This is a genomic window from Streptomyces caeruleatus, from assembly GCF_001514235.1.
GTDB classification, from domain to species: Bacteria; Actinomycetota; Actinomycetes; order Streptomycetales; family Streptomycetaceae; genus Streptomyces; species Streptomyces caeruleatus.
Genome location: NZ_KQ948930.1, coordinates 184,333 through 210,192, shown reverse-complemented (window position 1 = coordinate 210,192; position 25,860 = coordinate 184,333). Strand labels below are relative to the sequence as shown.

Here is a 25,860-nt window from a genome sequence, read left to right as displayed (position 1 = left end):
TGAACCGTCGTCGGAACGGCTTGATGAGCCGGGCGATGAGGTCGTACATGGCGGCCTGCCTCTCGTGAATGCGCTCTGTTGCGAATCACTCACAGAGTGCGGTCGTGGCTGGTTACGCTGCTAGAGGTGAGGGCTTGACAGCGCCTTTGTCAGGAACGGGAGTTGGCCGCATGAGCGAGACTCGAAAGCCTCGGACGCAACGAGAGAAGTACGGGGAGGAGCTGAGGCTGCGGCGGATCGCAGCGGGGCTCACTCAGGAGGGGCTGGGCGAACTGATCGTGTGCTCGCCCACACTGATCAGCCACTTCGAGGCCGGGAGACGGCTACCGAAGCCTGATGACGCACGGCGGATCGATCAGGCGCTGGGTACGGACGGGTTCTTCGCGCGGTGGCTGGAGGATCTGGAGAGCAAGTACGACGTCCACTTCGCTGCTGCCGCAGAGCTGGAGCAACAAGCCACGCTTATCCAGCAGTTCGCGCTCTCCTTGGTCCCAGGGGTGCTTCAGACCCCCGCCTACGCGCGAGCGGTGTTCGCCGCATACCGCCCCAACCACACAGCCGAGGAACTTGACGACGAGGTTGTCATTCGAACAGAGCGTGCCAGGATTCTGGACGGGCCGTTGAAACCGGCCGTCTGGACGCTGCTCGACGAGTCAGTACTCCGGCGCTGTGTCGGTGGTCCGCAGGTCATGGCCGAACAACTGCACAAAATCGCGGACAAGGCCGAGGCGGGTCGACTGCGCCTGCACGTCCTTCCGTACAGCGTCGGCGCACATCCGTTGGTGCAGAGCCTGCTCACTCTCATGAGCTTCGACGACTCCGCTCCCGTGGCCTACGTCGAAGCCCTCCTCGTCGGGCAACTGCATGACGATCCGGCGCTGGTGAGCTCCTGCCAGACCTCTTACGCTCTTGCCCTGAGCGACGCGTTGTCGCGGCAGGAGTCCCTGGCGCTCGTCAGGGCGGCAGCAGAGGAATACGAGCATGGTCAGCAGTGAGCACACCGCCTCCGACTCGTCCGCCTTCACCGGGTGGTACAAGTCCAGCTACAGCGCGGGCAACCAGGGCGAATGCCTCGAAGTCGCCCGCGGCCACGCCACCATCCCCGTCCGGGACAGCAAGTCAGCCCCCGGCCCGGCCGTGCTCTTCTCGACCGACGGCTGGAGGTCGTTCATCGGCGCGGTGAAGCAGGGCCGCATCGGCGCCTGAGCCACCGGGTCGGCGTCCGCCCTCGCGACGGACGCCGACCCGCAAGCGGACCACTCCTACTCCCGAGGCCCCCCAGAAGACCCCCGGACCATCAGCTCCCCCCGAATCGTCGCGATCCCCCCGGGCGGCGGCTCCTCCCGGCCCATCGCGATCCGGCCGGCCCGCGCCCCCGCCTCCGACAACGGCAGCCTCACCGTCGTAAGAGCAGGCACCGCGTCGATGCTGAAGGGGAGGTCGTCGAACCCCGCCACCGACACGTCCTCCGGAATCCGCAAGCCGGAGTCCCGCAGGGCCGCGCACGCGCCCAGGGCGACGGAGTCGTTGGCGGCCACCACGGCGGTCAGGGACGGATCGCGGCGGAGCAGTTCCAGCGTCGCCTCGTAGCCGGACTGCCGGTCGTAGCGGCCGTACACCGTCCAGCGGGGGTCCTCCTCGATGCCGTGCGCCTCCAGGGCGGCGCGGTGGCCCTCCAGGCGGTGGCGGGTCGTCGTGCGCTCCTCCGGGCCCGCGATGTAGCCGAGCCGCCGGTGGCCGAGGCCGATGAGGTGCTCGGTCAACTCGCGGCCGCCGCCCCGGTTGTCGAAGGTCAGCGCGATGGCGCCGGTGTCGGACGCGGGCGGCCGGCCGCAGAGCACGACCCGGGTCCCGGCGTCGGCCAGCTTGCGCAGTTTGGACGCGACCGCCGCCGCGTGCGGCGCGTTCTCCATCGCCCCGCCGGTCAGTACGACGGCGGCGGCCCGCTGCCGCTGCAACAGGGTCAGGTACGTCAGCTCGCGCTCGGGCGAACCCCCCGTGTTGCAGACCACCGCCAGGCGCTCACCGCCCGCCCGGCCGCCCGGCCCGCCGATCTCCGACTGGATCGCGCTCGCCATGATCCCGAAGAAGGGGTCGGCGATGTCGTTCACCAGGATGCCGACCAGGTCGGAGGTGGCGGCCGCCAGGGCGCTCGCCGGCCCGTTCAGGACGTAGTCCAGCTCGTCCACCGCCCGCAGCACCCGCTCCCGGGTGGAGGCGGCGACGGGGTAGTTCCCGTTCAGCACGCGCGACACCGTCGCGGGGGAGACCTGGGCGCGGGCCGCCACGTCCGCCAGGGTCACCGTCATCTCGTCGTCCTCCGGTCGCGCATCTTCTCGTCCCACCTCGTACTTCTCACAGACAGGCCTGCCTCCTCGTAGACAGGCTGTCAGCGGCCACGGTTCCGTGTATGTCGAGCAGACCTTACGGCCAAGAACCCCCGTTGTTCGTCCCCTCGAACAACTCAACCCGGTCACGGTCTTGTCCGGACCCCTGGTCAGAGGCTAGCTTCTTATCGCATAGAAAGCGCTTGCTGTGACGCTCAACAGGGGTAGGGGCGTACGCGGCACGCAGAACCGCGTACGAAACGCGCACGAATGCTGCGTACGACGCCTACGAAGGGAATGACGTGACACGCAAGACGGTGCGTATCGCCATGAACGGTGTGACGGGGCGCATGGGCTACCGCCAGCACCTGGTCCGCTCCATCCTGGCCATCCGTGAGCAGGGCGGTCTCGACCTCGGCGACGGCACCGTGCTGTGGCCGGAGCCGATCCTGGTCGGCCGCCGCGAGCACGCCCTCAAGGCGCTCGCCGAGCAGCACGGCCTGGACCCGGAGAACATCTCCACCGACGTGGACGCCGTCCTCGCCGACCCGACCGTCGAGATCTACTTCGACGCCCAGGTCACCTCCGCCCGCGAGGAGGCGATCAGGAAGGCGGTCGCCGCCGGCAAGCACATCTACACCGAGAAGCCCACCGCGACGGGGCTGGAGGGTGCTCTGGAGCTGGCCCGTCTGGCGAACGAGGCCGGCATCAAGCACGGCGTCGTCCAGGACAAGCTCTTCCTGCCGGGCCTCCTCAAGCTCAAGCGCCTCATCGACGGCGGCTTCTTCGGCCGGATCCTCTCCATCCGCGGCGAGTTCGGCTACTGGGTCTTCGAGGGCGACTGGCAGACCGCCCAGCGCCCGTCCTGGAACTACCGTGCCGAGGACGGCGGTGGCATCGTCGTCGACATGTTCCCGCACTGGGAGTACGTGCTCCACGAGCTCTTCGGCCGGGTCAAGTCCGTGCAGGCCATCGCCACCACCCACATCCCGCAGCGCTGGGACGAGAACGACAAGCCCTACGACGCCACCGCCGACGACGCCGCCTACGGCATCTTCGAGCTCGACGGCGGCGCCATCGCCCAGATCAACTCCTCCTGGGCCGTGCGCGTCAACCGCGACGAACTGGTCGAGTTCCAGGTAGACGGCACCGAGGGCTCCGCGGTCGCGGGTCTGCGCAACTGCCGTGTCCAGCACCGCTCCCTCACCCCCAAGCCGGTCTGGAACCCGGACATCCCGGCCACCTACTCCTTCCGCGACCAGTGGCAGGAGATCCCGGACAACGCCGAGTTCGACAACGGCTTCAAGGCCCAGTGGGAGCTGTTCCTCAAGCACGTCTACGCCGACGCCCCCTACCACTGGGACCTCCTCGCCGGTGCCCGCGGCGTCCAGCTCGCCGAGCTGGGCCTGAAGTCCTCGGCCGAGGGCCGCCGTCTCGATGTTCCGGAGATCCAGCTGTGACGATCCGACTGCCCGACTTCAAGGGCGGGATGCGGGCCTACGAGCCGCGCACCGAGCCCCTCGCCCTCACCCCGGGCGCACCCTTCACCTCCCGTACGGTCTACTCGGCCGCGCATGTCGTCGCCGACCCGTACGCCGACGTGTCGCCCGACTCGGCCGCCGCCGTCGACTGGGACGCCACCCTCGCCTTCCGCCGCCATCTGTGGTCCCACGGGCTCGGCGTCGCCGAGGCCATGGACACCGCTCAGCGCGGCATGGGCCTGGACTGGGCGGGCGCGGCCGAGCTGATCCGCCGCAGCGCCGCCGAGGCGAAGGCGGTCGGCGGACTCATCGCCTGCGGCGTCGGCACCGACCAGCTCACCGGCCCGGCCTCGCCGGCCGAGGTCCGGGCGGCGTACGAGGAGCAGCTCGCGCTGGTCGAGGAGTCCGGCGCGCGGGCCATCCTGATGGCCTCCCGCGCCCTCGCGGCCGCCGCCTCCGGCCCCGAGGACTACCTGGAGGTCTACGGCCATCTGCTCCGCCAGGCCACCGAGCCGGTGGTCCTGCACTGGCTCGGCCCGATGTTCGACCCGGCGCTGGAGGGCTACTGGGGCTCGTCCGACCTGGACGCGGCCACCGACACCTTCCTGGACGTCATCGCCGCCCACCCCGACAAGGTCGACGGCATCAAGGTCTCCCTGCTGGACGCCCAGCGCGAGATCGACATCCGCCGCCGGCTCCCGCAGGGTGTGCGCTGCTACACCGGCGACGACTTCAACTACCCCGAGCTGATCGCGGGCGACGAGCAGGGCTTCAGCCACGCCCTGCTCGGCATCTTCGACCCGCTGGGCCCGCTGGCGGCGCAGGCCGTCCGGGTGCTGGACACGGGGAACGCCGCCGGCTTCCGTGAACTCCTCGACCCCACCGTCGAGTTGTCCCGCCACCTCTTCCAGACGCCCACCCGCTTCTACAAGACGGGCGTGGTCTTCCTGGCCTGGCTGGCCGGCCACCAGTCCCACTTCACCATGGTCGGCGGCCTCCAGTCGGCCCGCTCCCTCCCGCACTTCGCCCGGGCCTACGAACTCGCCGACGGCCTCGGCCTGTTCCCGGACCCGAAGCTGGCGGAGGAGCGGATGAAGAACCTGCTGTCCCTGTACGGAGTGGCCCAGTGAGCGGTATTCGAGTGGGCGGTGAGCAGGACCTGTCCCGCTTCTCCATCAACCAGATGACGGTGAAGCAGCTGAGCCTGCCCGAACTGGTCGAGGCCTGTGGGCAGTTGGGCGTGGCGAACGTCGGCCTGTGGCGCGAGCCCGTCCAGGCGTACGGCCTGGAGGCGACGGCCAAGCTGGTGCGCGACGCCGGCCTGACCGTCACCACCCTGTGCCGCGGCGGCTTCCTCACCGCGGTCGACCCGGCCGAGCGGGCCGGGGCCCTCGACGACAACCGGCGCGCGGTCGACGAGGCGGCGGCGCTGGGCACCGACACGCTGGTGCTGGTCTCCGGCGGCCTCCCGGCCGGCTCGAAGGACCTGCACGGCGCCCGGGAGCGGATCGCGGACGCGCTGGCGGTGCTCGGCCCGTACGCCGAGGACCACGGGGTGAAGCTGGCGATCGAGCCGCTGCACCCGATGTTCGCCTCGGACCGCTGCGTGGTCTCCACCCTCGCCCAGGCCCTCGACCTCGCCGAGCGCTTCCCCGCCCGGCAGGTCGGCGTCACGGTCGACACGTACCACATCTGGTGGGACGACAACGCGCCCGCGCAGATCGCCCGGGCGGGCGCGGGCGGCCGTATCCACACCTTCCAGCTCGCCGACTGGATCACCCCGTTGCCCGAGGGCGTCCTCAACGGCCGCGGGCAGATCGGCGACGGCTCGATCGACATGCGGGAGTGGAAGGGCTACGTCGAGGCCGCCGGGTACACCGGCGCGATCGAGGTGGAGCTGTTCAACGACCGGCTGTGGGCCCGCGACGGCCGTGAGCTGCTGGCGGAGACGGCGGCGCGGTTCGTGGAGCACGCGGGCTAGCGCGGACAGCGGGGCGGGGGCCACGGGACGCCGACGGCATGCGGGTCGTCGGCGTCCCGTTGGATGAGGGGTCGGTCCCGCGGCGCCTCACGGCGGGGGGAGCAGGGTGCCCAGGGGCCCCAGGTCGAGGTTGAGGTCCTCCAAGGTGAGGCCGTAGCGGTCGCACAGTTCGGTCATCCGGTCGTTGAGGAGCATCAGGGTCAGGCCGAGGCGTTCCTCCTGCTCCTCGGTCAGGCCGCCCTCGTCGACGCGGTGCAGGGCCTGGCGCTCCATCAGCTGGCGGAGCAGTTCGACGATGGTGAGGACCAGCCTGACCAGGTCACGTTCCACGGTGTCGGGGTCGGCGTGCAGCCGGCGCGCCGCCGTGCGGCCCGCGGTCGGCGGGGCCATGTCGTCCGGCTGGGCCGGCAGCAGGGAGAAGGCGCGGTGCGCGGCGTCCGCGACCTCCCGCAGCCGGTCGGGGGACGGGCGGTCAGCCGGGCTCGTCACCGTGGCCGCCATGGTCGTACGCCGTGGGTGTCCGGTCCGGCAGGACGGGTGCCCACTGATCCTCCAGCTGCTCCCGGATGGCGATCACCACCGCGCGCAGCGAGACCCGCACCAGGTCGATGTCCGCGATCGACAGGACGACATCCCCGGTGATCACGACCCCGCCGCTCAGCAGCCGGTCGAGCAGGTCGATCAGCGCGACCTGGGTTCCGGCGAGCGGGCGCTCGTCGTCGTACGCGTCGTGCCCGGTCACGGTTGCCGCACCCCTTCGAGGGGGGCGGTGAAGGAGTACGGCGCCCAGGGGCCGGTGACCTCCACGCGTACGCCGGGCAGGTCGTCGGCGGCGTGCAGCATCCGGTCGCGGAACTCCTCGGCCGCCAGGCGCGGGACGAGGTAGGCGTCGTTGGCGACGTTCTCGCCGGGGAGCCGGGCCAGGGTGCCCTGCTGCGGACGGTGCCGGGCGCGTTCCACCGCGAGACCGCGCGCCCGCTGCTCGGTGCGCCGTACGGCCTCCTCGGCGGCCCGCCAGGTCTCCTCGCGCGCCTGTCGGTGCTGCCTGCGGCGGCGCAGATACGCGCGTCCCGTGTCCGGTGGGTCCGAGGGGACCGGCTCGGCGGGGTCGGAGAGGGCGGGGATCTCGGCGTACACCTTCACGCCCCACTCCACGTGGTCGTCGAACCGGTCGAGCAGCGCGGTGAAGTCCTCCTGACGCTCGGCCAGCATCCGTTCGACCCGGCTGTCGTCGAGGTAGACCGTGGCCAGCCGCAGGGGGAGGACCGTCGTGCGGGCGGCGAGCGTCTCGATGACCAGGTGGTGGGCGCGGGCCGTCGCCTCCAGCCAGTCGAGATCCTCCAGCCGTGACTTCAGGGCCGCCTCCGAGAACTCCGCCCCGGGCACCGCGCTCACCGCCGCGGCCGCCGCGCCCGAGCGGACCAGGGCGACGGGCGCGTCCGCCACGCCCCGGAGGCCGGCGAGGGCCGACCGCGCCCGCTGTGCCGCGGGGTCGGACGACCTGACCACGGCGTAGGCGTAGCTGAGGCGCTGCCCGTTCACGGCTCTCGGTCTCGGTTCCGGTCTCGCTCCTTGGCCCGGTCCCGGTCGCGGTCCTCCGCGTCGTCCTTCTTGCGCCGGGGACGTCGCGGTTCGGCGCCGGGCTCCCGGTCCGTCTCACGGGGCCGGCGTCGGCCGGACGATCCCGAGCCGCTTTCGGGCAGTTCGCCCGCGGACTCGGCCCGCTCGGACCGCTCGACCTTGCGGCGCAGTTCCTCGACCTCGGCGCGCAGCCGTTCGTTCTGCTCCTTCAGATCGTGCCGTTGGTCGGCGCGGGAGGAGAGCGCGGGGTCGTGCTCCCACCAGTCGATGCCGATCTCCCTGGCCTTGTCGACCGAGGCCACCAGGAGGCGGAGCTTGATGGTGAGCAGCTCGATGTCCAGCAGGTTGATCTTGATGTCACCGACGATGACGATGCCCTTGTCGAGCACGCGTTCAAGGATGTCGGCGAGGTTCGCGCCGGATGACTCGCCGTACGGGGACATCGCCCTCGACGGCGTGGAGCGGGTGGGGACGGGCTCGGTCACGGGGTACTCGACCTCGTTTCCCGGTCGGTGTCGTCGGTGTCGTCGGTGTCGTCGGTGTCGTCGTCATCGTCGTAGCGGTCGTCGGGCTCTCGGTCCTCCTCGTCCAAGTCGTCGTCCTCGTCCTCGTCCTGGTCCTGGTCGCGGTCTTCGTCCTCCTCCCAGTCGTCCTCGGCGTCCTCGTCCTGTTCGTCGTACTCTTCGTCTTCGTCTTCGTCCTCGTCCTCGGCGGACGCGCGGTCGTCGTCCTTCCCGTCCTCCTCGTCGTCGTGCTCGTCCTGCTCGGCCCGGCCCTCCTCGTCCTCGCCGTCCTCCTCCCGCTCGGCTTCCTCGACCTCCTCCGGCTCCCGCACCACCTCGCCCTCGCGGATCTCCCCGCGCCAGCCTCCGGTGGCCTCCCCGCGCATCATCACGAAGGTGCGGAAGAGCTTCAGGTCGAGCCGGGCACGACGCCCCTGCGCCCGCATCCAGCTGCCGACCCGCTCGACCGGCCCCTTGGGGAAGTAGCGCAGGACCAGCAGCACCTTGGTGAGGTTGTCGGTGAGGGGGTGGAAGGTGACGACGCCCTGGGTCGTGCCCTTGTCCCCGGAGCTGGTCCAGGCGATGCGCTCGTCGGGCACCTGTTCCGTGATGGTGCTCCGGAAGCGCCGGTTGGACTTGGCGACCTTCACATGCCATCTGGTCGTGGTGTCGTCCTGTTGCTCGATGCCGACGACACCCTTGGCGAACCGGTCGAACTCCTGGAACTGCGTCCACTGGTTGTACGCCTCGCGCACCGGCACGCCCACATCGATGTCCTCGATGATGGTGATCCCCTTGCCCATGCTGTCCGGGTCGTTGCCGGGGTCCTTGTCGCCGCTCTGGCCGGGCAGCTGCCCGGCGGCGTCCTTGGCCTTGCCCACCACCGCGTCCTTGGCGTGCGAAGCCGTGTCCTTCGCGTGGGAGGCCGTCGAGGTCAGCGCCCCCATGCCCGACGGCAGGTGCTCGCCCAGCTTCTTGCCGCCCTTGGCCACCGCGCCTACCAGCCCGCGCGGGCCGACGTGGCCCTCGCTCAGCCTGCGCGCGCCCTCGCCGAGCCGGTGGCCCATGCCCTCCAGCGCGACCTGGAGCCGGGCCTGGACGTAGCTCTCCAGCTCGTCCTTCAGCCGGTCCGTCCCCGGCACCCGCTCGCCGGCCTTCGACAGGGTCCCCGTGCCGCCGCCCGAGCCGCGTTGCGTTCCTTTGCGCTCAGCCATCGTCCTGCCCCTGCCTGCTCGACCGCGCGGAGCCGCCGCCGCGTGAGCGGCTCTGGGAGGTGGAGGTCTTCTTCGTACGGCGGGACGCCGCCTTCCGGGTCTTCTGCCGAGGCTTCTCCTCGGGCTCCTCCTCAGGCTCCTCCTCAGGCTCCGTCTCGTCCTGATCCTGGTCCTCGGCCTCGTCCCTGTCCCTGTCCTCGGCGTCGTCCCTGTCCTCGGTGTCGTCCTCGGCCTCGTCGTCCGCTTCCTGCTCCTGGCCCCGCTCCCGCAGTCCGGCGGTGCGCTGGTGCAGGGCGTCGGCCAGGTTGTCGGCCTTGGCGCTGAGGACGGTGGTTGCCGCCGCCTTCCCCGCGTCGGTCAGTTCGGTGCGCACCTGGCCGGTGAGGGTGTGCAGGAAGGGGGAGTCCTGGAGGGCCTTGCCGACCTGCCCGGGCTTGATCCGGGAGCCGGCGAGCAGCGCGCCGAGACTGATGGCGAGCTTCGCCTTCTTGGTCCGCCCCAGCACATAGCCGCCCAGCAGGGCGGTGCCGATCTTGGCGTTGTTCATGACCTGTCTTCTTTCCTCACCCACCGCCGGCCGACCGCAGCTGGTAGGCCCTGATCTCCTCCAGGCGGTGCAGCAGCGCCTCCTCCTGCCGTGCGAACTCCTCCTCGTCGACACCGCCCTCGTCCCGCGCCCGCTCCAGGTTCACGAGCGCCTCCTGCACGGGAGCCGGGTCGTAGTACTCGTCCTCGGCGGTCTTGACCACCTTGTCGAGCACCCAGCCGATGCCCCGCACGGGTGCGAACGGCAGCGTCAGGATCCCGGTGACCAGTCCCACGGCTCCTCCAATCGCGACTCGCGGCTCAGACGAAGCTGTACGGCGGCAGAGGCCCCCGCATCCGCAGCTCCACGCCCTCGCCGTAGCGTTCGGCCAGCTCCTGTCCGGCCCGGCCGAACTCCTCGGCCCTGTCGTCCTCCACGAGGAAGGACGCGCTCACGAAGTACTGCTGCGACGGCGGCGCGACCTTCTCGGCCTCGGTGAGCGGCCGCAGCCCGGCGAGGACCTCCTCGGCGAGGGCGTCCTGGCGGCCCTGCACCTCCTGGGCCACCAACTGGCCGAGCGCCAGCCGGTCGTCGTACGTCCCGCCGCCCTCCAGGGTCCGCCGGTTCAGCTCGCGGGCCTGGGTGTTCTCCTCCAGGACGGCACGTACGACCGTGTCCTCGTCCAGGACGCCCTTGACGTTGAACTCCGACCGCCCGGCGAGCTCGTCGAGACGCTGGGCGTACAGCTGGGCCCGCTCCTCCAGGACACCGCGTACGGCCTCCTCGTCGGCGGCGACGAACCCGAAGCTGAGCGGCAGGGCGGTCCCCTCGGACCAGAGCCGCTCCTGGACGTCCTGGTGCGCCTGGAGGTCCCGGCGGGCCACCGAGAGATCGTCGGGGCAGTCGCTGACGACCGCGCACAGCGAGGCGCCGCGCACCGTGCGCAGCTCACCGGGCGGATCGCCCACGCCCTTGGCGTCGCCCAGGTCCAGCGGGTGCGAGTCCTTGGTGATCGCGTACACATACACGGACATGGGCTCGCTCACTCCTCCCGGTCCCGTGCGGAACGGCGTTCCGAGCGACGTTCGCCGCGCTCCTGCCGCTTCTCGCGCGCCGGCCTGCGCTCACGCTCGGCGGGCTCTTCCTCGGCCTCGTCGCCGCCGCCTTTGAAGGACTCGGTGATCGCCTCGACCGCGCCCGACAGCGCCCCTTTGCTCTTGCCGCGGGCGCCGCTCTCGACGGAGTCCCCGACGATGTCGGTCAGCTGCGAGGGCGCCTTGCGGCCCGACTCCAGATCCAGCCGGTTGGCCGCCTCGGCGAAGCGCAGATACGTGTCGACACTGGCGACGACCACACGGGCGTCGATCTTCACCAGCTCGATGCCCACCAGGGAGATCCGTACGAACGCGTCGATGACCAGGCCCCGGTCCAGGACGAGTTCCAGCACGTCGTACAGAGTTCCCGAACCGCCGCCGCCGCCTCCTGCTGGGGCGGGCACACCACCACTGTTGCCCTGTGGCACCACCGTCACGGTGATTTCCCTTCCGGCCCGAATTCCCGGCGAAAGGGCGAGCGACCTACGGGGCGTCTTCCCCTACCGGCCGTCCCTCCTGTCCACCTGAGCGCGCGTGTAACGACGTCCGCGCTCGTACGCCAGCAGTTTCCCCTCCGGGTCCAGAACCACCTGGTAACTGGCCATCACACTGGTCGTCTCGGGAATGCGTTCCAGTTCCACGACCTCTACATCGGCTTCCCAGCCCTGGTCCGTCGGCCTCAGCGAGGAAACCGACTCGGGAGCCCTCCCCAACAGCTCACTGAGTTGTTCGATCGCGGACCGCATCGCATCGGCGGCGGACACCCGCTCTCCGGCGGACTCCTGCCGTGCTGAGGAACGAGCCTTGCGCGGCTCACGATCACTCGTGATCAATCACCCTCTCGGTGTACCCCTCAATCTTCGGACTCACACGGAGCCCACGCCACTCGGCACATCCCGCGAACCAATGCCCCCGCGACCACCGCTTTCTTCCGCGCGCTACCTTCCGGCCGCCCGTTTCGTGAGCACCGCCAGCACCACCGGAACCACCGTCTCCACCACCCGGGACACGGCACCCGGCGCCAGTCCCGTCCTGCGGGCCACCGCGTCCGCGACCGGCCGGGCCTCCTCGGCCAGCAGCCCGGCCATCAGCCCGCCGGTCGCGAAGCCGCCCAGCGTGGCCACGCCGGTGAGCGGGGCGTCGTGCGGCGTCGCCACGGTCTCCGCCTCGCCGGACAGCGCCGCCACCGTCGTACCGACCATCTGTCGGGCCCCTGCCTCGTCCGTGTCCAGCAGTACGGCGATGTCCGCGATCCGCTCGTCGCCGAGCTCGTCGAGCACGTCGTCCTGGAGGGACGTCAGGGGGTTTTCGTCTAGCTCCTGCATGTCTGAAACGCTACGTCTGTCCGGATCGCGGGGCACGCCGAAAAAAACCCGCGGAGACCGTACAACCCTTCCCTTAGCTGGTGGGTCGTACTTGTAGTCAGGACTCTTGGAGGGGGATCTGGGGGGATCGCGGGGGTTCTGACGGGGAGGGGAAACCCCGAGGGGCTCGGTCGACGGACCGGGCCCCTCGAAACGTTCCGAGCGTTTTCCACGGTCGGCGGGTCAGAAGAAGACCCCGCAGCGCAGCAGCACATTCGCGTACGGCCGCGCCTCCCCGGTCCGCACCACCAGCCGCGCCCCGGCCGACAGCTCCTTGAGCCGCTCGTGCGTGACCAGGTCCAGCCCGGGAAACTCCCCGGCCAGCAGCGCGGCAGCCGAAGGGTTCGCCTCGTGGATCTCCCGGGCCGCAGTCGCGCCCTCCACCACCAGCTCGGCGAGCAGACCGTCCAGCACCTCGGCGAAGGACGGCACCCCGGCCCGGAAGGCCAGGTCCACGACCCGGGGTCCGTCGGGTATCGGCATGCCCGCGTCGCACACCAGCACCCCGTCGCCGTGGCCCAGCTCGGCGAGGGCGCCGGAGAGATGACGGTTCAGGATTCCGGCCTTCTTCACAGTGCCTCGACCTCCGCCGCCGTCGGGAAGGACACCTGGGCGCCCTGCCTGGTCACGGCCACCGCTCCGACCCGCGCCGCGTACGCCGCCGCCTCGGCCAGGGCCGAGCCCGTCCCGAGCTTCCAGGCCAGCGCGGCCGTGAACGCGTCGCCCGCGCCGGTCGTGTCCACCGCGTCCACCCGCACGGACGCGATGCGCGTCACGCCCTGGGCGGAGGCCACCAGCGCACCCTCCGCGCCCAGGGTCACCACCACCGAGCGGGGGCCCTTGGCGAGCAGGATCCGCGCCCAGTCCTCCGGCGTCTCGCCCACCGCGGAGTCGCCGAGGATCACCTTCGCCTCGTGCTCGTTCACGATCAACGGGTCGCAGGCCGCCAGCACCTCGGCCGGCAGCGGGCGCGGCGGAGAGGGGTTCAGCACGAAACGGCTGCCGTCCGCGAGACTGCGCACCACCTCCACGACCGTCTCCAGCGGGATCTCCAGCTGGACCGAGACCACCTTCGAGGCCTGGAACAGGCTCGCGGCGGCCCGTACGTCCTGCGCAGCGAGCCTGCCGTTCGCGCCCGGCGACACCACGATGCTGTTGTCCCCGGACGGATCCACCGTGATCAGCGCGACGCCGGTCGGCGCGCCGCCGACCAGGACACCGACCGTGTCGACGCCGGCCGCCCGCTGCGAGTCGAGCAGCAGCCGGCCGTGCGCGTCGTCGCCGACCCGGGCCAGCAAGGCCGTACGGGCGCCGAGCCGGGCGGCCGCGACCGCCTGGTTGGCGCCCTTGCCGCCCGGGTGGACGGCCAGATCGGAGCCGAGCACGGTCTCGCCGGCCGCGGGCCGACGCTCGACGCCGATCACCAGGTCGGCGTTGGCCGACCCTACGACCAGGAGGTCGTAGTCGTACATGTGGTTGCTCCCCTGATAGGTCCCCGTGACGAGCCGAGGCGGGCGGGCCCCGTACTTCTGCAACGGCCGCCCACCCGCTCGCCGTTCCCCTTTGTGTCAGCCGCCGAAGCCGGCGACGTTCTCCTTGGTGACGACCTTCACCGGCACCATCACCGACTTCGCGACCTTGTCGTCCGCGGCGGCCTTCACCGCGTTCTGCACGGCGATCCTGCCGAGCTCCGTCGGCTGCTGTGCCACCGACGCGTACAGCGTCCCCGCCTCGACGGCCTTGAGCCCGTCCGCCGTTCCGTCGAAGCCGATGACCTGGACGGACGTGCCGGCCTTGGAGCCGAGCGCCTTGAGCGCGCCGAGCGCCATCTCGTCGTTCTCCGCGAAGACGCCGTCGATGTCGGGGTGGGCCTGCATGAGGTTGGTCATGGCGTCCAGGCCCTTGGTGCGGTCCCAGTCGGCGGGCTGCTCGGCGACCACCTTGATGCCCGGGTAGGCCTTCAGCCCCTCGGCGAAGCCGGCGCCGCGCTCACGGCTGGCGGAGGTGCCGGCCTGGCCCTGGAGGATCACGATCCGGCCGGAGCCGCCCAGCTTCTCGGCGAGCGCCTTCGCGGCCAGCTTGCCGCCGGTGACGTTGTCGGAGGCGACGAACGACGCGCTGTCGGCGTTGTTCACGGAGCGGTCGACGGCGATCAGGGGAGTGCCGGTCTTGTTCACGGCCTTCGCCGCCGGAGTGACGGCGTCCGAGTCGACGGCGTTGACGATGATCACGTCAAGACCCGAACTGGTGAAGTTCTGCAGCTGGTTGGCCTGCTGCGACGCGTCGTTCTGGGCGTCGGTGACGGTGAGGTCCACGCCCAGCTTCTTCGCCTCGGCCTGGGCTCCGGCCCGCAGCGACACGTAGAAGGGGTTGTTCAGCGTGGAGATGGCGAGCCCCACCCGCGGGGTCGTCGAGGACGAGCCGCCGTTGTGCAGCAGCGAGGTCGCGCCGATCACGGCCACGGTCACCACGGCCGCGAGCCCGTACGTCGCCGCCTGCCTGCCCTTGCCACCGGCCCCGCCGAGCCCGAGACCCGAGGCCGCCGTCGTGGTCGCGCCCGCCTTGCGGCGCACCGTGTCCAGCAGCACCGCCAGCGCGATGACCACACCGATCACGACCTGCTGCCAGAAGGCGGACACGTTGAGCAGGTTCAGGCCGTTGCGCAGGACCGCCAGGATCAGCGCGCCGATCAGGGTGCCGGACGCCTTGCCGGTGCCGCCCGCGAGCGAGGCACCGCCGATGACGACCGCGGCGATGGCGTCCAGCTCGTAGCCGTTGGCCGCCTGCGGTTGCGCCGAGGAGAGCCGGGAGGCCAGCACGATGCCCGCGACGGCCGCGAACAGACCCGAGAAGGCGTAGATGGCGAGCTTCTGCCGCGACACCCGCAGCCCCGACAGGCGCGCTGCCTCCTCGTTGCCGCCGATCGCGTACATGGACCGGCCGATGTACGTCCGGCCGAGCACGAAGGCCGCCAGGAGCCCCATGACGATCATGACCAGCACGGGTACCGGCAGCCAGTTGCCGAGGGTGTCGCCGAGGTGGGAGACCGAGTCGGGGAAGGCGATCGGGTTGCCCTCGGAGATCACCAGGGACAGGCCGCGGCCCACCGACAGCATGGCGAGGGTCGCGATGAACGGCGGCAGCTTGCCGTAGGCGATCAGCACACCGTTGACCAGTCCGGCGGCTATGCCGACGACGACCGCCAGGACCACCGCGAGGGCGACCGGGACGCCCTGTTCGGTGGCGCTCCAGGCCAGCACGGTCGCGGAGAGCGCGGCCACCGAGCCGACCGACAGGTCGATGCCCGCGGAGACGATCACGAAGGTGACGCCGAAGGCGAGGATGGCCGTCACGGCCGCCTGGACGCCGATGTTGAGGAGGTTGTCCGTCGTCAGGAAGTTCCCGGACAGCGCCGACAGGGCGACGACGAGGACGATCAGAGCGGTCAGCGCGCCGTTGTCGAGCAGCAGCCGGCGCAGGCCGCCCGAGGCGCCACGCGCGCCCGTCGTGCTCTTGAGCGTGTCAGTGGCCACGGAGGGCCTCCTTCTCGGTCTGTGCGGTGTTCGTGCTGACGGCGAGGGACATCACCGCGTCCTGCGTGGCCTCGTCGGCCGAGAGTTCCCCCGCGATCCGGCCCTGGGCCATCACCAGCACCCGGTCGCTCATGCCGAGGACCTCGGGCAGATCGCTGGAGATCATCAGGACGGCGGCGCCCGCGGCCGTGAGTTCGTTGATGAGCTGGTAGATCTCGACCTTGGCGCCGACGTCGATGCCGCGCGTCGGCTCGTCGAGGATCAGCACCTTGGTGTCGGCGAGCAGCCACTTGCCGATGACGACCTTCTGCTGGTTGCCGCCGGAGAGGGTGCGTACGTGCTGCCCGAGGCCGGCCATCCGCACGCCCAGCTGCCCCGCGATACGTGCCGCCGCCTCACGCTGGCCCTTGAGGTCGACGAGCCCCGCGCGCGTGGCCGACCGCAGCGTCACCAGGCCGAGGTTCTCCTCGACGGACGCGTCCAGGACCAGGCCCTGGCCCTTGCGGTCCTCGGGGATCAGCCCGATGCCCGCGGTCATCGCCGCGTTGACGTCGTACTTGGGAAGGGCGGAACCGCCGACCTTCACGGCGCCCTTGTCGTACGGATCAGCCCCGAACACGGCCCGCACGACCTCGGTACGGCCGGCCCCGACCAGCCCCGCGATGCCGACCACCTCACCGGCGTGCACCTCGAAGCTGACGTCGTGGAAGACGCCGTCGCGGGTCAGCCCCTCGACGGACAGCAACGCGGCACCGCGGTCGGCCCGTTCGCGCGGGTACTGCTGCTCGATGGAGCGCCCCACCATGAGCCGTACGAGCTCGTCCTCGGGCGTGGCGGCGGGGACCTGTCCGACGCTCTTTCCGTCCCGGATGACCGTCACCCGGTCTCCCAGCGCGGCGATCTCCTCCAGGTGATGCGTGATGAACACGATCCCGACGCCGTCCTCGCGCAGCTTGCGCACGATGGAGAAGAGCTTGTCCACCTCTTCCGAGGTGAGCACGGCGGTCGGCTCGTCCATGATCAGCACGCGCGCGTTCAGGCTGAGCGCCTTCGCGATCTCGACCATCTGCAGGCGGGCGATGCCGAGTTCCCGCACACGCGCGCGTGGCGACACGTTCACGCCCACGCGCGCGAGGAGCACCTCGGCGTCGGCCTCCATCTTCTTCCGGTCGATCATCCCGAAGCGGCGGGGCTGGCGCCCCAGGAAGATGTTCTCGGCGACCGTCAGATCGGGAACGAGGTTGAACTCCTGGTAGATGGTGGCGATCCCGAGGCGCTCGGAGTCCTGCGCGCCGTGGATGCGCGTCTCCTCGCCGCCGACCAGGATCCGCCCGGCGTCGGGCGTGTAGGCGCCGGAGAGCATCTTGATGAGGGTGCTCTTGCCGGCGCCGTTCTCACCGAGGAGGACGTGCACCTCGCCGCGGCGCAGATCGAAGTCGACGCCGTCCAGGGCGACCACGCCCGGGAAGGTCTTCCGTATGCCCTCGATGCGCAGCAACTCGTCCGGGTTGCTCACGACTGGCTCCTGTTCGTTGCGGGGGACGGCTCAGCGGAAGCCGGTGGTTCGCCGCAGGAGCGGCGTACGACGAGACGGGCGGGGAGGGTGACGGACTCGCCGGGCCGTCCCTCGATGCGGTCGACCAGGGCCCGTACGGCGGCCCGGCCCAGCTCGCCCGTGGGCTGGGCGATGGCGGTGATCGGCGGGTCGGTGTGCACGAACCACCGGATGTCGTCGAACGCGGCCAGCGCGAGGTCGTCCGGCACGCGCAGCCCACGCGCGCGTACGGCGTCCAGCGCGCCGAGCGCCATCAGGTTGTCGGCCGCGAACACGACCTCGGGCGGCTCGGGCAGGTCGAGGAAGCCCTCGGTGACCCGGCGCCCGCTGTCGGCCTGGAAGTCGCCCTGGCCTATGTAGGCGTCGGGCAGTTCGAGCCCGTAGGCGCCGAGCGCCTCCCGGAACGCCTCGACACGCTCCCGCCCGGTGGTGGTCGCCGCTGGTCCCGCGATGATCGCGAGCCGGCGGTGCCCCAGCCCGTGCAGATGCGCCACGAGATCCCGTACCGCGCCCTGCCCGTCCGCGCGCACCACCGGCACGTCCACGCCCGGGATCCACCGGTCCACGAAGACCATCGGCGTCCCCGCGCGCACGGCGTCCAGCATCAGCGGCGAGCCGCCGTCGGTGGGGGAGACGAGGAGTCCGTCGATACGGCGGTCGAGCAGGTTCCGTACGTGGTGGTCCTGGAGGTCGGGCCGTTCGTCGGCGTTGCCGATGATGACGCTGTACCCGAGCGCACGGGCCTCCTCCTCGACGGAGCGGGCCAGCTCGGTGAAGTAGGGGTTCATCACGTCGCTGATGACCAGGCCGAGGGTGTGGGTCTGGGCGGTGCGCAGGGAGCGGGCGACGGCGTTCGGGCGGTAGCCCAGGGTCTCGACGGCGGCCAGCACGCGTGCGCGTGCCTCGGCGCTGACCGACGGATGGTCGTTCAGGACCCGCGAGACCGTGGCGACGGAGACGCCCGCCTCGGCAGCGACGTCCTTGATGCTCGCCATCGCCGCTCCACCTCCTTGTGGATCGTCATGGAATCGATTACACGACTGCGTGCACGAAGGATTGGAATCGATTACACGACTGCCTGGCAAGACCCCGAGACCGGATCGTGATGATGCTCCCGCCGGGGCGGGCCGACCGGCCGGGCGGTGGACCGGACGACGGCCCCGAGTAAAAAGAAGATCATTACATGGCGCTTACAAGGGCAAGGATGATCATTTGCTCCCGTCCTCGCCCTACCGTCGATCCCGGCCTCTTCAACGGGGGGAGGTCGGGAAGGAATCGAGAACAATGCGCAACGGGGTTGCCCGACGCACCGCTGGTGCCGTCGCGGCGAGTGTCGTCGTCACGTGTCTGTCGGCCGTACCGGCGGACGCCGCGACCAAGAAGGATCCGGCGTGTCCGAGGACGACTTACACGATCAACAGCAAGAAGCACTACTTCGTCAAGTCCTGGTGGAACGGCACCCACCTCAAGGACGGCCCGGGCGGCACCATCTCGCTGAGTGTCACCAAGTCGGGCACGCTCTCGGCCACCGCCTCCGCCAGCACCGACGTCAGTGTCAAGGCCATCGTCGCGAAGGCGAAGGTGACGGTCAGCGCGTCGGTCACCGCCAGCGTCACCGTGACCGTCGGCCACACGTTCACGCACGACATCACCAAGGGCAAGTACGGCAACGCCCAGTACGGCTCCTGGGGTTACAAGGTCGGCTTCACCAAGAAGAAGACCAGCTACAACGGCTACGGCTACTGCTCGGTCCACACCACCAAGGGCACGGCGATCCTGCCGACGTCCTCGACGGGCTGGAAGTACTGGGAGACCAAGAGCTGACCGGAGGACGTCAGGAACAGGCCCGGCCCTGACCGCCGGAGCAGGTTGTCCACAGGCCGCGGTGCTCGTCACCGCGGCCTGTCAGTGCCGGGCGGTACCGTCGGATCATGGCCAATCAGGCGGGGGACTCCACGGGCGAGCGGCGACTCGCGGTGCTCGAAGGCGTCCTGGAGCGGATCACGTACGCCAACGAGGAGAACGGCTACACGGTCGCCCGGGTCGACACCGGCAGAGGAGGAGGCGACCTCCTCACGGTCGTCGGCGCGCTGCTCGGTGCCCAGGTCGGTGAGTCGCTGAGGATGGAGGGCCGTTGGGGCTCCCACCCGCAGTACGGCAAGCAGTTCACGGTGGAGAACTACACGACCGTCCTGCCGGCCACCGTCCAGGGCATCCGCCGCTATCTCGGCTCCGGCCTGGTCAAGGGCATCGGCCCGGTCTTCGCCGACCGCATCACCCAGCACTTCGGCCTGGACACCCTGACGATCATCGAGGAGGAGCCCAAGCGGCTCATCGAGGTCCCCGGCCTCGGACCGAAGCGCACCAAGAAGATCGCCGACGCCTGGGAGGAGCAGAAGGCGATCAAGGAGGTCATGCTCTTCCTCCAGACCGTCGAGGTCTCCACCTCCATCGCCGTGCGCATCTACAAGAAGTACGGCGACGCCTCGATCTCGGTCGTGAAGAACCAGCCCTACCGGCTCGCGGCCGACGTCTGGGGCATCGGCTTCCTCACCGCCGACAAGATCGCCCAGTCCGTCGGCATCCCGCACGACAGCCCGGAGCGCGTGAAGGCAGGCCTCCAGTACGCGCTGTCGCAGGCCACCGACCAGGGCAACTGCTACCTCCCCGAGGAACAGCTGATCGCCGACGCGGTGAAACTGCTCCAGGTCGACACGGGCCTTGTCATCGAGTGCCTCGCGGAGCTGGCCCAGGTCCCCGAGGACGGCGGCGACCCCGGTGTCGTCCGGGAGAAGGTCCCCGGCCCCGACGGCGCCTCGGAACCGGTGACGGCCGTCTACCTCGTCCCCTTCCACCGGGCCGAACTCGCCCTCTCCGCCCAGCTGTTGCGCCTCCTGCGCACCGACGAGGACCGGATGCCGGGCTTCCGTGACGTGGCCTGGGACAAGGCGCTGGGCTGGCTCAAGGGCCGTACGGGCGTGGACCTGGCCGCCGAGCAGGAGGCCGCCGTCAAGCTGGCGCTGACGCAGAAGGTCGCCGTGCTGACCGGCGGCCCCGGCTGCGGCAAGTCCTTCACGGTCCGCTCGATCGTGGAGCTGGCCCGCGCCAGGAAGGCCAGGGTCGTGCTCGCCGCCCCCACCGGCCGCGCCGCCAAGCGCCTCGCCGAGCTGACCGGAGCCGAGGCCTCCACCGTCCACCGCCTGCTGGAGCTCAAGCCCGGCGGAGACGCGGCGTACGACAGGGACCGCCCGCTCCAGGCCGACCTGGTGGTGGTCGACGAGGCGTCCATGCTGGACCTGCTGCTCGCCAACAAGCTGGTCAAGGCCGTACCGCCGGGCGCCCATCTGCTCTTCGTGGGCGACGTGGACCAGCTGCCCAGCGTCGGCGCCGGAGAGGTCCTGCGGGACCTGCTGACCGACGGCAGCCCCATTCCCGCGGTCCGCCTCACCCGCGTGTTCCGCCAGGCCCAGCAGTCCGGCGTGGTGACCAACGCGCACCGCATCAACGCCGGGCAACACCCCGTCACCGACGGCATGAAGGACTTCTTCCTCTTCGTCGAGGACGACACGGAGGCGGCCGGCCGGCTCACCGTGGACGTAGCGGCCCGGCGCATCCCGGCCAAGTTCGGCCTCGACCCACGCCGGGACGTCCAGGTGCTGGCCCCGATGCACCGCGGCCCGGCCGGCGCGGGCACGTTGAACGGGCTGCTCCAGCAGGCCGTCACCCCCGGACGGCCCGACCTGGCGGAGAAGCGGTTCGGCGGCCGCGTGTTCCGCGTCGGCGACAAGGTCACCCAGGTCCGCAACAATTACGACAAGGGAAAGAACGGCGTCTTCAACGGCACCGTGGGCGTGGTCACCTCGCTCGACCCGGTCGACCAGCGCCTCACCGTGCTGACGGACGAGGACGAGGAGGTTCCGTATGAATTCGACGAACTGGACGAACTGGCGCACGCGTACGCCGTGACGATCCACCGTTCACAGGGAAGTGAATATCCCGCCGTGGTGATCCCCGTCACGACCGGGGCATGGATGATGCTGCAGCGCAACCTGCTGTACACCGCGGTGACCCGCGCCAAGCAGCTCGTCGTACTCGTGGGATCGCGCAAGGCCATCGGCCAGGCGGTGCGCACGGTCTCGGCGGGGCGGCGCTGCACGGCGCTCGACTACCGGCTCACGGGTTTCTGATCTTGTTCCAGGGCCGCCGGAGGTCACCCCCCTGACCTGGCGATTCGTGAGGCATCGAAAAAAATGATCGATCAAACGAGTCGTGAAGGTCACAGAGCACTTCCGGATGGGGAAAACAGGGGGCAGGATGACAAGTTGGCGGCACTCAGTGCCGCCAATAGGCCCAATGGTCGACCCCGAGTGCACTCTCCTGAGCCGAATGGGGGAGGGTAGAGACAGTCAGGGCAACCTCGAAGATGAGGCACAACGTCGGTGAGGGAAGACGTGAGCGACAACTCTGTAGTACTGCGGTACGGCGACGGCGAGTACACCTACCCGGTGATTGACAGCACCGTCGGCGACAAGGGCTTCGACATCGGCAAGCTCCGCGCCCAGACCGGTCTGGTGACGCTGGACAGCGGTTACGGCAACACCGCCGCCTATAAATCCGCCGTCACCTACCTCGACGGCGAGGCGGGCATCCTGCGCTACCGCGGCTACCCGATCGAGCAGCTGGCCGAGCGCTCCACCTTCCTGGAGGTGGCCTACCTGCTGATCAACGGTGAGCTGCCGACCGTCGACGAGCTCTCGACCTTCAAGAACGAAATCACGCAGCACACCCTGCTGCACGAGGACGTCAAGAACTTCTACAAGGGCTTCCCGCGCGACGCCCACCCGATGGCCATGCTGTCGTCGGTCGTCTCCGCGCTGTCCACGTTCTACCAGGACAGCCACAACCCGTTCGACGAGACGCAGCGCAACCTCTCGACGATCCGGCTGCTAGCCAAGCTTCCGACGATCGCGGCGTACGCGTACAAGAAGTCGATCGGCCACCCGTTCGTCTACCCGCGCAACGACCTCGGTTACGTCGAGAACTTCCTGCGGATGACCTTCTCGGTGCCGGCCCAGGAGTTCGAGCTCGACCCGGTCGTCGTCTCCGCGCTGGACAAGCTGCTGATCCTGCACGCCGACCACGAGCAGAACTGTTCGACGTCGACGGTCCGCCTCGTCGGCTCGTCGCAGGCCAACATGTTCGCGTCGATCTCGGCCGGCATCTCCGCCCTCTGGGGCCCGCTGCACGGCGGTGCCAACCAGTCCGTGCTGGAGATGCTGGAAGGCATCCAGGCGAACGGCGGCGACGTCGACTCCTTCATCAACAAGGTGAAGAACAAGGAGGACGGCGTCCGCCTGATGGGCTTCGGCCACCGGGTGTACAAGTCCTTCGACCCGCGCGCCAAGATCATCAAGGCTGCGGCGCACGACGTCCTCTCCGCCCTCGGCAAGTCCGACGAGCTGCTGGACATCGCCCTGAAGCTGGAAGAGCACGCGCTCTCCGACGAGTACTTCGTCTCGCGCAACCTCTACCCGAACGTCGACTTCTACACCGGCCTGATCTACCGGGCCATGGGCTTCCCGACCGAGATGTTCACGGTCCTCTTCGCCCTCGGCCGCCTCCCGGGCTGGATCGCCCAGTGGCACGAGATGATCAAGGAGCCGGGGTCCCGCATCGGTCGCCCGCGCCAGATCTACACGGGCGTCGTGGAGCGCGACTTCGTTCCCGTGGAGCAGCGGTAGCGCTCCGCTTGGGGCGCGGAGAGGGTTGTTGGTCGGCTGCGGGTTGGTTGTGGCTGGTCGCGCCCACGCGGCGGAGCCGCATATCGGCACCGCCCCGCGCCCCCAAAGGGGCCTGCGGCCCCTTTGGGGGCTGCGCATCCCTAGCCAAGAAGGCGCTGTGTCTCCGTAGGTGAAAAACAGAAGGCGCCCTGGCGGCGGTCCCCCCACGGGCCGACGTCCAGGGCGCCTTCCCATGTCCCGGTGCGGATTCCCCCCACGGGATCCGGCCGGGCGTCTGAGAGACCAGCGCCTGAATTCGCTGTCTTTCTGTGCTGCCATTGAGCAGAACGAGCAGAACTCGTCGTACTCATGGGTGGATGCGGTCTGCCGGGACAGCGCACGCTCGGGAGGGCCGCTCAAAGCTTCCCGAAGTACGTGCCCCGGCAACGCAACTCTGAGGAAGTCCCCCAAGACATCCTCAGATGTCAGGAAGCGCCCCCCAAGACGCTGCCTGACATCGTCAACTTAGACCTTCGAACCCCTTCGATGGTTACGTTCACATCACTGTGATCTGCGTCTCTTGCATATGTCCGTTAGATACGCAAGAGGCCCGATATGGCGATCGGGGCCCAAGCGTAAGGATGATGCGCGAGCCTTGTGAAGAGCTTATGTGAGCTGGGCGCCGGACTCCAGAGGGGCCCGGTGGGGTTCTTACTACGAATTCACCGGAACGTCCGCAGCCGCAGGCTGTTCGACACCACGAACACCGAGGAGAACGCCATCGCGGCCCCCGCGATCATCGGGTTCAACAACCCCGCCGCGGCCAGCGGCAACGCCGCGACGTTGTACCCGAAGGCCCACACGAGGTTGCCCTTGATCGTGCCCAGCGTCCGCCGCGACAGCCGGATGGCGTCCGCCGCCACCCGTAGATCACCGCGCACCAGCGTCAGATCGCTCGCCTCGATCGCCGCGTCCGTCCCCGTCCCCATGGCGAGACCCAGATCAGCGGTGGCAAGAGCGGCCGCGTCGTTGACGCCGTCGCCGACCATGGCCACACACCGCCCCTCGCGCCGCAGCCGCCGTACCGCCTCGACCTTCTCCTCGGGCAGGACCTCCGCGATCACCTGACCGGCGTCGATACCGACCGCGTGGGCGACCGACTCGGCGACCGCCCGGTTGTCCCCGGTCAGCAGCACCGGAGTCAGCCCCAGTGCCCGCAGCTCGCGCACCGCCTCGGCGCTGGTCTCCTTCACCGCGTCCGCGACGGCGAGCACGCCCCGCGCGGTTCCGTCCCAGCCGGCCACGACAGCCGTACGACCGTCCCTCTCGGCCTCTTCCTTGGCGCGGGCCAGCCCGGTGGGCAGCACGTCGAAGAGGCGCCCCACGGCCACGTCACGGCCCTCCACGCGTGCGCGTACGCCCCGCCCGGGCACGTTCTGGAAGCCCTCGACCTCCGGCAGCCGCCCGACCCGCTCCTGTGCGCCCGCGGCGACGGCCCGCGCGACGGGATGCTCGGAGGCGTGCTCCACGGCGCCCGCGAGCCGCAGCACCTCCTCCTCGTCGGCGCCCTCGGCGACGTACACCTTCTGCAGGGTCATCCGGCCCGTGGTGACCGTGCCGGTCTTGTCCAGGACGACGGTGTCGACCCGGCGCGTGGACTCCAGCACCTCGGGACCCTTGATGAGGATGCCGAGCTGCGCCCCGCGTCCCGTACCGACCATGAGGGCCGTCGGCGTGGCCAGGCCCAGCGCGCACGGGCAGGCGATGATCAGTACCGCGACGGCCGAGGTGAACGCGGCGACGGTGTCGTCGGTGACGGCGAGCCAGGCTCCGAAGGTGGCGACCGCGAGGAGGATGACCGTCGGTACGAAGACCGCGGAGATCCGGTCGGCCAGCCGCTGCACCTCGGCCTTGCCGTTCTGCGCGTCCTCCACCAGCTTCGCCATCCGCGCGAGCTGTGTGTCGGCGCCGACCCGGGTCGCCTCGACGACCAGCCGGCCCCCGGCGTTGACGGTCGCCCCGGTCACCGCGTCCCCGACCGACACGTCCACCGGCACGGACTCACCGGTCAGCAGCGCGGCGTCCACCGCCGAGGCGCCCTCGACGACGGTGCCGTCGGTGGCGATCTTCTCGCCGGGCCGTACGACGAACCGGTCGCCGACGGCCAGCCGGTCCACCGGCACGCGGACCTCGCTGCCGTCCCGCAGCACGGCCACGTCCTTCGCGCCCAGTTCCATCAGCGCCCGCAGCGCGGCCCCCGCGCGGCGCTTGGCGCGCGCCTCCAGCCAGCGGCCGAGGAGGAGGAAGGTGACGACCCCGGAGGCCACTTCGAGGTAGATCTGCGAGGCGCCGTCCACGCGCGCGACCGTGAACTCGAAGTCGTCGCGCATGCCGCTCATGCCCGCGTCGCCCAGGAACAGCGCCCACAGCGACCAGCCGTACGCCGCCAGCGTGCCCATCGAGATCAGCGTGTCCATGGTGGCCGCGCCGTGCCGGGCGTTCGTGAACGCGGCCCGGTGGAAGGGCAGCCCGCCCCAGACGACGACCGGCGAGGCGAGGGCGAGCGCGAGCCACTGCCAGTTGTCGAACTGCAGGGCCGGGATCATCGACAGCAGGATGACGGGTACGGCGAGCAGGGCGGAGACGGTGAAGCGGCGCCGGTAGGAGGCCGGTTCGGCGTCCTCAGGAGCCTGCTGGTCCTCCTGGGGCCCCTGCGGCTCGGGTCGCGGGGGAGGCGGTTCCCCGGCCGTGTAGCCGGTCTTCTCCACCGTGGCGATCAGGTCGGCGACCTGGACGCCCGCGGGAAAGCTGACCTCCGCCTTCTCCGTCGCGTAGTTCACCGTGGCGGTGACGCCGTCCATCCGGTTGAGCTTCTTCTCGACGCGGGCGGCGCAGGAGGCGCAGGTCATACCGCCGATGAGCAGCTCGACCTCGGCTGCCTGGGCTATCGCGGGTTCGTCGGTGGTGCGGGGCATCTCGGG

General features: G+C 70.3%; 26 protein-coding genes. 8 read left to right on the top strand and 18 right to left on the bottom strand.

Annotated features, from left to right (window positions below):
* Positions 1 to 170 precede the first annotated feature (170 nt).
* Positions 171 to 995 carry a helix-turn-helix domain-containing protein gene (locus tag AQJ67_RS22055; protein WP_062720778.1) on the top strand — a complete coding sequence of 275 codons (825 nt, stop codon included), beginning with the start codon at positions 171 to 173 and terminating at the stop codon, positions 993 to 995.
* Positions 982 to 1,206, top strand: a complete 225-nt coding sequence (locus AQJ67_RS22050; protein WP_062720777.1) for a DUF397 domain-containing protein — start codon at positions 982 to 984, stop codon at positions 1,204 to 1,206. The genes AQJ67_RS22055 and AQJ67_RS22050 overlap by 14 nt, the downstream gene beginning before the upstream one ends.
* A gap of 56 nt (positions 1,207 to 1,262) precedes the next feature.
* Here AQJ67_RS22050 and AQJ67_RS22045 read toward each other — a convergent pair whose 3' ends face one another.
* Positions 1,263 to 2,309, bottom strand: a complete 1,047-nt coding sequence (locus AQJ67_RS22045; protein WP_062720776.1) for a LacI family DNA-binding transcriptional regulator — start codon at positions 2,307 to 2,309, stop codon at positions 1,263 to 1,265.
* A gap of 320 nt (positions 2,310 to 2,629) precedes the next feature.
* Here AQJ67_RS22045 and AQJ67_RS22040 point away from each other — a divergent pair, with 320 nt between their 5' ends.
* From AQJ67_RS22040 to AQJ67_RS22030, 3 genes are read left to right on the top strand one after another with little or no spacing between them, the layout of a single operon-like run.
* Positions 2,630 to 3,787 (top strand): Gfo/Idh/MocA family protein, encoded by a 1,158-nt coding sequence (locus AQJ67_RS22040; RefSeq protein ID WP_062720775.1) that lies wholly within the window; start codon positions 2,630 to 2,632, stop codon positions 3,785 to 3,787.
* Positions 3,784 to 4,938 carry a dihydrodipicolinate synthase family protein gene (locus tag AQJ67_RS22035; RefSeq protein ID WP_062720774.1) on the top strand — a complete coding sequence of 385 codons (1,155 nt, stop codon included), beginning with the start codon at positions 3,784 to 3,786 and terminating at the stop codon, positions 4,936 to 4,938. Before AQJ67_RS22040 ends, AQJ67_RS22035 begins: the two co-directional genes overlap by 4 nt.
* Positions 4,939 to 4,991: 53 nt before the next feature.
* The gene (locus AQJ67_RS22030) at positions 4,992 to 5,789 is read left to right on the top strand and encodes a sugar phosphate isomerase/epimerase family protein (protein ID WP_062721062.1); all 798 of its coding nucleotides are present in this window, start codon (positions 4,992 to 4,994) and stop codon (positions 5,787 to 5,789) included.
* Positions 5,790 to 5,876: 87 nt separating this feature from the next.
* Here AQJ67_RS22030 and AQJ67_RS22025 read toward each other — a convergent pair whose 3' ends face one another.
* The 16 genes from AQJ67_RS22025 to AQJ67_RS21950 all read right to left on the bottom strand — a co-directional run bounded on the left by AQJ67_RS22025 (position 5,877) and on the right by AQJ67_RS21950 (position 18,154).
* Positions 5,877 to 6,290: a gas vesicle protein K gene (locus AQJ67_RS22025; protein WP_062720773.1), complete on the bottom strand. Its 414-nt coding sequence runs from the start codon at positions 6,288 to 6,290 to the stop codon at positions 5,877 to 5,879.
* Entirely contained in the window at positions 6,262 to 6,531 is a 270-nt protein-coding gene (locus AQJ67_RS22020) for a gas vesicle protein (RefSeq protein ID WP_062720772.1), read from the bottom strand. The genes AQJ67_RS22025 and AQJ67_RS22020 overlap by 29 nt, the downstream gene beginning before the upstream one ends.
* On the bottom strand, positions 6,528 to 7,331 hold the full coding sequence (locus tag AQJ67_RS22015; protein WP_079056092.1) for a GvpL/GvpF family gas vesicle protein: 804 nt from the start codon (positions 7,329 to 7,331) through the stop codon (positions 6,528 to 6,530). Before AQJ67_RS22015 ends, AQJ67_RS22020 begins: the two co-directional genes overlap by 4 nt.
* Complete coding sequence (locus tag AQJ67_RS22010; RefSeq protein ID WP_062720771.1) at positions 7,328 to 7,855, bottom strand: gas vesicle protein; 528 nt, start codon at positions 7,853 to 7,855, stop codon at positions 7,328 to 7,330. The genes AQJ67_RS22015 and AQJ67_RS22010 overlap by 4 nt, the downstream gene beginning before the upstream one ends.
* Positions 7,852 to 9,087 carry an SRPBCC family protein gene (locus tag AQJ67_RS22005; RefSeq protein WP_079056091.1) on the bottom strand — a complete coding sequence of 412 codons (1,236 nt, stop codon included), beginning with the start codon at positions 9,085 to 9,087 and terminating at the stop codon, positions 7,852 to 7,854. The genes AQJ67_RS22010 and AQJ67_RS22005 overlap by 4 nt, the downstream gene beginning before the upstream one ends.
* Positions 9,080 to 9,634 carry a hypothetical protein gene (locus AQJ67_RS22000; protein WP_062720770.1) on the bottom strand — a complete coding sequence of 185 codons (555 nt, stop codon included), beginning with the start codon at positions 9,632 to 9,634 and terminating at the stop codon, positions 9,080 to 9,082. Before AQJ67_RS22000 ends, AQJ67_RS22005 begins: the two co-directional genes overlap by 8 nt.
* A gap of 16 nt (positions 9,635 to 9,650) precedes the next feature.
* Positions 9,651 to 9,908 carry a gas vesicle protein GvpG gene (locus tag AQJ67_RS21995; protein ID WP_062720769.1) on the bottom strand — a complete coding sequence of 86 codons (258 nt, stop codon included), beginning with the start codon at positions 9,906 to 9,908 and terminating at the stop codon, positions 9,651 to 9,653.
* Positions 9,909 to 9,933: 25 nt separating this feature from the next.
* On the bottom strand, positions 9,934 to 10,647 hold the full coding sequence (locus AQJ67_RS21990) for a GvpL/GvpF family gas vesicle protein (protein WP_063807348.1): 714 nt from the start codon (positions 10,645 to 10,647) through the stop codon (positions 9,934 to 9,936).
* A gap of 8 nt (positions 10,648 to 10,655) precedes the next feature.
* Positions 10,656 to 11,144, bottom strand: a complete 489-nt coding sequence (gene gvpJ, locus AQJ67_RS21985; protein ID WP_079056090.1) for a gas vesicle protein GvpJ — start codon at positions 11,142 to 11,144, stop codon at positions 10,656 to 10,658.
* Positions 11,145 to 11,207: 63 nt separating this feature from the next.
* Entirely contained in the window at positions 11,208 to 11,537 is a 330-nt protein-coding gene (locus AQJ67_RS21980; protein WP_062721058.1) for a gas vesicle protein GvpO, read from the bottom strand.
* Positions 11,538 to 11,645: 108 nt separating this feature from the next.
* Positions 11,646 to 12,032 carry a DUF937 domain-containing protein gene (locus tag AQJ67_RS21975; protein ID WP_062720767.1) on the bottom strand — a complete coding sequence of 129 codons (387 nt, stop codon included), beginning with the start codon at positions 12,030 to 12,032 and terminating at the stop codon, positions 11,646 to 11,648.
* A gap of 222 nt (positions 12,033 to 12,254) precedes the next feature.
* On the bottom strand, positions 12,255 to 12,644 hold the full coding sequence (gene rbsD, locus AQJ67_RS21970) for a D-ribose pyranase (protein ID WP_062720766.1): 390 nt from the start codon (positions 12,642 to 12,644) through the stop codon (positions 12,255 to 12,257).
* Entirely contained in the window at positions 12,641 to 13,543 is a 903-nt protein-coding gene (locus tag AQJ67_RS21965; protein WP_062720765.1) for a ribokinase, read from the bottom strand. The genes rbsD and AQJ67_RS21965 overlap by 4 nt, the downstream gene beginning before the upstream one ends.
* Before the next feature lie 96 nt (positions 13,544 to 13,639).
* Positions 13,640 to 15,604 carry an ABC transporter permease/substrate-binding protein gene (locus tag AQJ67_RS21960; protein ID WP_062720764.1) on the bottom strand — a complete coding sequence of 655 codons (1,965 nt, stop codon included), beginning with the start codon at positions 15,602 to 15,604 and terminating at the stop codon, positions 13,640 to 13,642.
* The gene (locus AQJ67_RS21955; RefSeq protein WP_062720763.1) at positions 15,594 to 17,120 is read right to left on the bottom strand and encodes a sugar ABC transporter ATP-binding protein; all 1,527 of its coding nucleotides are present in this window, start codon (positions 17,118 to 17,120) and stop codon (positions 15,594 to 15,596) included. Before AQJ67_RS21955 ends, AQJ67_RS21960 begins: the two co-directional genes overlap by 11 nt.
* Entirely contained in the window at positions 17,117 to 18,154 is a 1,038-nt protein-coding gene (locus AQJ67_RS21950) for a LacI family DNA-binding transcriptional regulator (RefSeq protein ID WP_062720762.1), read from the bottom strand. Before AQJ67_RS21950 ends, AQJ67_RS21955 begins: the two co-directional genes overlap by 4 nt.
* A 289-nt stretch (positions 18,155 to 18,443) precedes the next feature.
* Here AQJ67_RS21950 and AQJ67_RS21945 point away from each other — a divergent pair, with 289 nt between their 5' ends.
* The 3 genes from AQJ67_RS21945 to AQJ67_RS21935 all read left to right on the top strand — a co-directional run bounded on the left by AQJ67_RS21945 (position 18,444) and on the right by AQJ67_RS21935 (position 22,900).
* Entirely contained in the window at positions 18,444 to 18,983 is a 540-nt protein-coding gene (locus AQJ67_RS21945; RefSeq protein WP_244190549.1) for a hypothetical protein, read from the top strand.
* 107 nt (positions 18,984 to 19,090) lie between these two features.
* Positions 19,091 to 21,346, top strand: coding sequence for an SF1B family DNA helicase RecD2 (gene recD2 / locus AQJ67_RS21940; RefSeq protein ID WP_062720761.1), 2,256 nt, complete (start codon positions 19,091 to 19,093; stop codon positions 21,344 to 21,346).
* Positions 21,347 to 21,610: 264 nt separating this feature from the next.
* Entirely contained in the window at positions 21,611 to 22,900 is a 1,290-nt protein-coding gene (locus AQJ67_RS21935; RefSeq protein WP_062720760.1) for a citrate synthase, read from the top strand.
* 701 nt (positions 22,901 to 23,601) lie between these two features.
* Here the strand turns inward: AQJ67_RS21935 and AQJ67_RS21930 are convergent.
* The gene (locus AQJ67_RS21930) at positions 23,602 to 25,854 is read right to left on the bottom strand and encodes a heavy metal translocating P-type ATPase (RefSeq protein WP_062720759.1); all 2,253 of its coding nucleotides are present in this window, start codon (positions 25,852 to 25,854) and stop codon (positions 23,602 to 23,604) included.
* Positions 25,855 to 25,860: the final 6 nt, after the last annotated feature.

Coding starts and splice junctions, on each gene's coding strand:
- AQJ67_RS22055 (WP_062720778.1), top strand. CDS start 171: ATGAGCGAGACTCGAAAGCCTCGGACGCAACGAGAGAAGTACGGGGAG.
- AQJ67_RS22050 (WP_062720777.1), top strand. CDS start 982: ATGGTCAGCAGTGAGCACACCGCCTCCGACTCGTCCGCCTTCACCGGG.
- AQJ67_RS22045 (WP_062720776.1), bottom strand. CDS start 2,309: ATGACGGTGACCCTGGCGGACGTGGCGGCCCGCGCCCAGGTCTCCCCC.
- AQJ67_RS22030 (WP_062721062.1), top strand. CDS start 4,992: ATGACGGTGAAGCAGCTGAGCCTGCCCGAACTGGTCGAGGCCTGTGGG.
- AQJ67_RS22025 (WP_062720773.1), bottom strand. CDS start 6,290: ATGGCGGCCACGGTGACGAGCCCGGCTGACCGCCCGTCCCCCGACCGG.
- AQJ67_RS22005 (WP_079056091.1), bottom strand. CDS start 9,087: ATGGCTGAGCGCAAAGGAACGCAACGCGGCTCGGGCGGCGGCACGGGG.
- AQJ67_RS22000 (WP_062720770.1), bottom strand. CDS start 9,634: ATGAACAACGCCAAGATCGGCACCGCCCTGCTGGGCGGCTATGTGCTG.
- AQJ67_RS21990 (WP_063807348.1), bottom strand. CDS start 10,647: ATGTCCGTGTATGTGTACGCGATCACCAAGGACTCGCACCCGCTGGAC.
- AQJ67_RS21975 (WP_062720767.1), bottom strand. CDS start 12,032: ATGCAGGAGCTAGACGAAAACCCCCTGACGTCCCTCCAGGACGACGTG.
- AQJ67_RS21965 (WP_062720765.1), bottom strand. CDS start 13,543: ATGTACGACTACGACCTCCTGGTCGTAGGGTCGGCCAACGCCGACCTG.
- AQJ67_RS21950 (WP_062720762.1), bottom strand. CDS start 18,154: ATGGCGAGCATCAAGGACGTCGCTGCCGAGGCGGGCGTCTCCGTCGCC.
- AQJ67_RS21945 (WP_244190549.1), top strand. CDS start 18,444: ATGCGCAACGGGGTTGCCCGACGCACCGCTGGTGCCGTCGCGGCGAGT.
- recD2 (WP_062720761.1), top strand. CDS start 19,091: ATGGCCAATCAGGCGGGGGACTCCACGGGCGAGCGGCGACTCGCGGTG.
- AQJ67_RS21930 (WP_062720759.1), bottom strand. CDS start 25,854: ATGCCCCGCACCACCGACGAACCCGCGATAGCCCAGGCAGCCGAGGTC.